This window comes from Bacteroidales bacterium (assembly GCA_035342335.1).
GTDB lineage: Bacteria > Bacteroidota > Bacteroidia > Bacteroidales > JAGONC01 > JAGONC01.
The window spans coordinates 40,952-47,557 of record DAOQWY010000023.1; the positions used below are offsets into that span (position 1 = coordinate 40,952).

At 43.4% G+C, this 6,606-nt stretch carries 5 protein-coding genes; 2 read left to right on the top strand and 3 right to left on the bottom strand.

Translation table 11 applies throughout. The features are described 5' to 3' along the window. The first annotated feature begins 314 nt into the window (after window positions 1-314). Both PKI34_10985 and PKI34_10990 read left to right on the top strand, forming a co-directional pair. Window positions 315-857 carry a hypothetical protein gene (locus PKI34_10985; protein ID HNS18335.1) on the top strand — a complete coding sequence of 181 codons (543 nt, stop codon included), beginning with the start codon at window positions 315-317 and terminating at the stop codon, window positions 855-857. Then, window positions 802-1,923, top strand: coding sequence for a hypothetical protein (locus tag PKI34_10990; protein ID HNS18336.1), 1,122 nt, complete (start codon window positions 802-804; stop codon window positions 1,921-1,923). The genes PKI34_10985 and PKI34_10990 overlap by 56 nt, the downstream gene beginning before the upstream one ends. A gap of 549 nt (window positions 1,924-2,472) precedes the next feature. On the opposite strand, the gene PKI34_10995 is transcribed toward PKI34_10990, so the two are convergent. The 3 genes from PKI34_10995 to PKI34_11005 form a co-directional block, all read right to left on the bottom strand. Next, window positions 2,473-3,747, bottom strand: a complete 1,275-nt coding sequence (locus tag PKI34_10995) for an ATP-binding protein (GenBank protein ID HNS18337.1) — start codon at window positions 3,745-3,747, stop codon at window positions 2,473-2,475. Window positions 3,748-4,702: 955 nt separating this feature from the next. Next, window positions 4,703-5,494, bottom strand: coding sequence for a nucleotidyl transferase AbiEii/AbiGii toxin family protein (locus tag PKI34_11000; GenBank protein HNS18338.1), 792 nt, complete (start codon window positions 5,492-5,494; stop codon window positions 4,703-4,705). Further along, window positions 5,491-6,102, bottom strand: a complete 612-nt coding sequence (locus PKI34_11005; GenBank protein ID HNS18339.1) for a type IV toxin-antitoxin system AbiEi family antitoxin domain-containing protein — start codon at window positions 6,100-6,102, stop codon at window positions 5,491-5,493. The genes PKI34_11000 and PKI34_11005 overlap by 4 nt, the downstream gene beginning before the upstream one ends. Window positions 6,103-6,606 lie beyond the last annotated feature (504 nt).

The window sequence follows — 6,606 nt, forward strand, 5'->3', positions numbered from 1 at the left end:
TTATTAATAAAAATCTAAATTCTGGGTTAAAAATATAAGGGAAAGGATTGCCAACCGTCAACCGCCAACCATCAACTCTCAACCGCCAACCACCTCTCACCCGCAACGAATAGGCTTCTGAAGCTGGTACGCTCAACCGGAATTTCCAGGCGTTCATACAATTTCCCCCGGCGTTCGTCAAAAGGTTTCATACCCCGATTCATGGGATTGTAAATTTATCAAAAATCGGCAATCGGCAATCAGCAATCAGCAATCGGCAATTAACAATTGAAAATTGACAATCTACAACCATTAACCCTTTAAAACCACTAATCATGAAAACAAAAAATTTACACGTCGTTCGCGGGACAATTTTATTGATGTCCCTTCTGCTTACATTGTCGCTGCACTCACAGATCTCCTATCAGGGATTGATCACAGAGGGTGATGGGGCTGCTGGCTGGAATGCCGATGGCTCCGGTCCCGAACCTCAGGGCAGTGGCCATAGTGGCTATGTGTATTATGTTGCCAGCCGTGATTATGTTGACCCTGACTGCGATTATGGTTCACATGTAACAGGCATTGGTAATGATTTTTCCGCCTTTTCGCAGGCGCTGGCTGATCACGGATTCATCCCGGGGCAGCTGGAGTTCAGAATGGGACTGGCCTCTCTGGGAGATGATCAGGAGGGTTCCGACTGGTTTGTCTTTGGCTCGGAGAATTATATGAATTTTTACCCGATCGAACTGATGATTTACCTTGATAATGAGCCGATGATAAGCGGGTCGGCGAATTATATCATTTTTTATCAGAAACACTACAATGAATCCAAGACGTTACTTCCTTCAGGCATTAACTTTTCTCAACAAAGTGATTAATTATAATTTATCAAAGTCGGTTGTTGGTCTTTCAGTGTTTACCGAATGTGCCACTTTATTTATGTGGACCGGATTGTCATTTTCCCTCAGCAAAAAAATCCTGAATTATTCCGAAAAAGCCAATGCTGAAGATCATTCCAGTTCGTTGATTGACTACCGCTATATAAGGAAAATGCATGATTTTTTTACAGGTAATATTTTTGAAGACCAGGATTATGAGCGTATTTACCAGTCAGGAATGAGGACTGGTGATTTCTGGCCTACAACAATTTATTCTGTATACTCAGGGCTCAATTGTGTAGAATTGGGTAACTATGAAAAGCTGATGGAGCATGTTCATCATTTGGAAAATATTGCTGAGTCTTTCGATAACAGCCATGCACATGCTGAAATTTATCGGTTGTCGGTCCCGGCACATTACCGCTTCAGGAAGTCGGATCAGGCGCTTGAACTTGCTGAGGAGGGGATACGATATACCAGTAAAACAGGTCATTTTGTTTTGCTATTGGTGATTTTAGGCGCCAAATCGCTTTCCCATTCTGCAAAGAATGAAATGGAAGCTGCCAAGCAGGCGTTTGCAGAAGCTGCCAAACTTCTTAAAGACCGTAAAATCATCACCATTTATCATTTTGCTTATGTGCAAGCTAAAGCGCAAGTGGAGTTTCAGGAGTTAAAAATGGCAATTGAACGTAAGGAGAAGCCTGGTAAGAGTGCAAAAACCTTGTTTAAAACAATTGGATTAATGATCAATTTGTCGAAAAAGATGCGGAGTTCTGCCACTGAAGCATACCGTTTAAAAGCCATCACCTGCTGGATGCTCGGTAAACAAAGACAGGCTTATAAAAATTTCATCCTTTCCATCCAGGCCGGACAAAAATACAATTGCCATCTTGAACTTTCACGAACCTATTTTGAAGCAGGGAAATGCCTTCGTGAAGCGAAATCTGTGAAGAGCAGTATCCTTGGGATAAACGAAAGTGAATATTTACTCATGGCAAGGCGGATGTTTGAGGAGATGGATCTTCAGTGGGATTTGCGGGAATACGAGAGGTATATGGAAGGTTAAGTGGTTAGCAGCTTCCTAACCTTAACCTCTAAACCAGTTTATCCCCTACGGGGAATAGATTGAAAGGGTGATGTCCTTCAGCTACAATACTATAACCGCTACGCGGTAAAAAATAAAGCGTCAACGCTGCTCATATGGTTACCAAAAGTTTCATAAAGCTTCCCGCCTCCTGCCTCTTGCTAACTGTCAACTGCCTCTTGCCAACTGCCAATTGCTAACTGCCAACTGCCAACTGCTAATTGCTGACTACCCGGAACACGGGCCAAGTTTGTTTTTCTACTTTCAAACACGAAGGTACCCAAAGTGCTTCACGAAGGAACACTAAGTGATTGATAATCAATTTTTTTATGACCAAAGACCGGATGCGCAAGAACCATAAACATAACAGCCATGGCAGCTGAACGAAACGTTGAAATGTATCCCCGTTTTTTCACGAAAAAAAAGATATCGGATTTATTCCATTTTAGTGCTCGAGTGAGAAAGGTTTTCATAGTTCCGCGACCATGAAACATTCTTCAATGGATAGTAACTACACAGTTTACATGATACTTACTCCCTCAGATCATCCTCATCAAGAAGGAATTTCCAGGCCGGTACTATATAAATCATGAAACCATTTTTCTCAATGGTTTCTTCTTCATCGTCGGTGATGATAAATCCTTTGTCAAGTTTATAATTATCCATCGCTTCCAGCAAGCCTTTCAGTTCCCGATCCCTGGTTTCCGGATCCGCAATGGTATGGCAAACCTGAATGGCCTGGATCACTTTTAGCTTATTTACAACAAGAAAATCACATTCATATTTATTTTTATGGTAATAGATGCCCGCCGTTTTTCTCCGGAGATGTAAAAAAATTATGTTTTCCAGCTGCCGCCCGGCGTTTTCACTGAAACGGAACGATATGCTGTTTGCCAGGCCGTGATCGACACAATAGATCTTTTTGGGATTGACCAGCTGTTTCTTCAGGGAATAATCAAATTTACTGACTGAAAACAGCAGATAACAGTCTTCCAGATAACCGATATATTCTTTGACGGTTATAGCATTGGAAAGTCCGAATATATTCTTAAGTGCATTATAACTGGTTTCCTTTGATATATTGCTGATCAGGAAATGGGTCATTTCGATCAGGGTTCGGATATTTTTAATGTTGTACCTGGCAACGACATCCTTGTAAATGATGTTTTCATACAATGTGTTCAGGTAATCAGGATTCCGGCTAAAAAGATATTCGGGAAATCCTCCCGTTACTACGTATTCCCAGTAAGCTTTCTTTAATATGGTTGTTTTGGCAGGAGAAAGCAGGGTGTCATTTTTAATGGTGATCTTCCTGAAGCGTAAAAACTCGGTAAATGAGAATGGGAAAAGCTCCGACTGAATATACCGTCCCGTCAGATGGGTGCCCAGGTCGGCGCTGAGCATCCTGGCATTGGAACCCGTAATAAATACCTTGTGCCTCTGATTGTGAAGCCTTCTGATGAATTTTTCCCAGCCCTCGATGTTCTGTATTTCATCGAAATACCAGGTCTTTTCCGGATCATACAGCTCGTGAAAGGATTCGTAAAGTTTTTCAAAATCATCGCTGCTGAATCCTGTCAGACGGTTATCGTCAAAATTGATGGCGTAGTTTTTTTCACCGGATGCTCCCTTGATCTGCTCCATCAGTGTTGATTTTCCACACCTTCGTACCCCTGCAATTATTCTGATAAAACGATCACTACCCAGGGTTCTTTCCTGAATACGTCTATCTCTTTCCACAAAGCTGACATTTCCTGTAGTTTCCTTTTGGGCTATGATAACTCTCTTTATATCTGCTTTTTCCATTTTTACTAATTAATAATTAGCAAATTTAATAATTATTATTAGACGTAGATTAGTAATCTTGGTTTTTAATGAAGATTAGGATGTTATGGCCAACAGGTTCGGTCCATTGACAACAGGAGGTTGATAAGGAAAGTGGGTGCGACTCCTCCGCTTGCATTAAATCCTCCAATCCCGGCGTTCATGCCCTGAACCCCGGCGTTCGTCAAAAGGTTGCCTACTTCATATGAAGGGGTTGTAATTTAGCAGTCGGCCGCCTGTCCTGAGGGCCCTGACTGCGTCAGGATAAACTCCGCACCGAGGGATCGGCAAACAGCAATCGGCAATCGGCGGTCAACCGGCAAGGTGGCAAAGATACGCTAGCAAAGCAGCCTCCCGCGCTTCAAAATCAGCCTTTCGGCCATCGGGCGGTTCGGGAAGGGCGACGGCGGGTGGGGTCACATCATTTAAGGACCCGTGGCTGCGCGGAAACGGGATGAATTGCTGGGGATGTTTGAGAAACGGGAAAAATAGGTTTAGGGGTTAAGGTAAGGAGGCCAGTTTGGTTTAAGGGTAAAGTTTAAGGTGCTTGACTATACACTAAACCCTGGCCTCTAAACCAAACCGGCCTCTTAACCCTAACCCCTAAACCAAACCGGCTTCCTAACCTTAACCCCTAAACCAGTTTATCCCCTGCGGGGAATGGGTGAAAGGATGACGTCCTTCAGCTACAACACGATAACCGCTACGCGGTATAAATTAAAGAAGTGCTGCTCACATGCTTACCAAAAGTTTCATTAAGCTCCTGCCTCCCGCCTCCCGCTTACCGCCTCCCGCTGATCCCGACTTTCGTCGGGACGTCGCTTCGCTCCGCTGCCGACTGGCTACCGGCTACTGGCTACTGCTTCCCGCCTCCTGCTTCCTGCTTCCCGCCAACTGCCAACTGTCAACCGGAGAGCAGCTAAAGCATGGTAAACCGTTATCCGGGGAAACGTGAACGGATGAAATCGGGGAACAGCAGGATTTTGTTTGACTGTTCCCTGCTGATCAAAAGGTGCTCGAAATCACGTGCCTTATGTTTAAGATTAATCGTGCCGATCAGATCGAGCAATTGTTGTTTAAGTTGAATATCATTCCGGATGCCGGAAGATTGTTCCAGGAAAGAATAATCCGGGGATGTTCTCGATAAAAGAAACATGCTGTCGTAAAAATCGCGGCCTTTCTTTCTGCTCAAGAGCGTTGAAATTTTCATGGCACATATAACTTCGGGTGTGGGTGTCTGAAAATTGAAAATGTGGCCACAGCCCTTTATCAGTCTGACCTCCGGGGTATAATTCACTCCCTGATCCTGGCTTTCGATCTTGATCAGGAACTTTTCATCCCGAAAGGGGCTAAGCTGGTTTTCGAATAAAAGCCCCGGAAAAACAAGATTTCTCCTGTATGCTTTCAGCGTTTTGTCCTTTTCTTTATCATCTGCCATTACATTAAAACCTGATTTTTGAATAAACCGGACGATACGATCGGTCATCTCTATGAAAGTAATAGCATCCAGCTCTTTGTGGTCAAAATCGATATCTTCTGAAAACCTGTCAATTCCATGAAACAACCGCAGGCTTGTGCCGCCTATGAAATTAAGTTGACTGGCATACTTTGAGTTTGACAGGAAGTCAAGGATCAGATACTGCAAGTATTCACGCAGGATGAACCTGGCGTAATTCTTTTGCTGCAACGGTTCAGGAAACCACTGTTTTATGTTTTCAAAATCGATCATAGGTTGTATATTTCCAGCATCAGGCGGATACGCCGGGTGAGTGACTGATTCTTCATTTCATCAAGATCGTGCAGCAGGCTTGGCGTATGAATGCTGTCAAGCATCATTTGCCGGTCGAGTCTCAGGTTCGCTATTTCATCCGGATCATTGTATTCCGGGTACAGATAGAAAAGATCGATCAATGCTTTTTCGGGAGTGGCGAACAGAATGGATACATCATTCATTTTTCTCGGTTCATACCCCGTAAAAAACGCGGGTAGCATGGTCTGATAGGTAAAATATCCTGCAGGATTATGAAAGGAGGTAGTTTTCAGGGTAGTGACGGAGGTTATGTCGCTGATCATCTCGGGTATGATCCCATAAAAGCTCAGGGCATAATGCAGGCTTATATACGAAGGGCGATACATCCTGTTCGCAAAATAGAGATGAAGCCCTTCCCGCTTCAGATATTCGGGAAAAGTGTAGAGTCCCTTGCGCAACCTCACCACGTATCCCTTTTTTGTCCAGCGTGTTAAATTACGCGGATCGAAACCAGGAAACAGAAGGTTTACCTGGTGGGTGCTGATGACAATCTGGTCGAAAAGCGCATTTTTGAATTCCTGAAACATACGAGTGAACCGAATATTTTATATTTCTAATAGTTGCCAAAAATAGCAAAAAACAGAAATAGTTGAACATTATTTTTAACTTTTATTTATTCCCGCCAACTGCCAACTGCTAACCGTCAACCGGGAAAATAGTAAAGATACGGAAGCAAGGCAGCTTCCCGCGCTTCAAAATCAACCTTTCGGCCATCGGGCGGTTCGGGAAGGGCGACTGATACCCTTCCCTCATCGGGAGTGTGTTAAAATACATTTTTTAAACACGAAGGTACTCAAAGTGCTTCACAATGGAACACTAAGTAATTGATAATCAATAATAATACTTTGTGTCCCTTTGTGAAAACCTTTGTGCTCCTTAGTGGTTAAGATCATACCCCGTAGGAGTTTAAGATGGAATATGTTCATCCCCTACGGGGAATGGGTTAAACGGGTGACATCTTTCAGCTACAATACTTTAACCGCTACGCGGTATAAATTAAAGAAGTGCTGCTCACATGCTTACCAAAAGTT

Bases quoted from the DNA above. Each gene is read 5' to 3' on its own strand.
- PKI34_10990 (HNS18336.1), top strand. From the start codon at position 802: ATGAATCCAAGACGTTACTTCCTTCAGGCATTAACTTTTCTCAACAAA.
- PKI34_10995 (HNS18337.1), bottom strand. From the start codon at position 3,747: ATGGAAAAAGCAGATATAAAGAGAGTTATCATAGCCCAAAAGGAAACT.
- PKI34_11000 (HNS18338.1), bottom strand. From the start codon at position 5,494: ATGATCGATTTTGAAAACATAAAACAGTGGTTTCCTGAACCGTTGCAG.
- PKI34_10985 (HNS18335.1), top strand. From the start codon at position 315: ATGAAAACAAAAAATTTACACGTCGTTCGCGGGACAATTTTATTGATG.
- PKI34_11005 (HNS18339.1), bottom strand. From the start codon at position 6,102: ATGTTTCAGGAATTCAAAAATGCGCTTTTCGACCAGATTGTCATCAGC.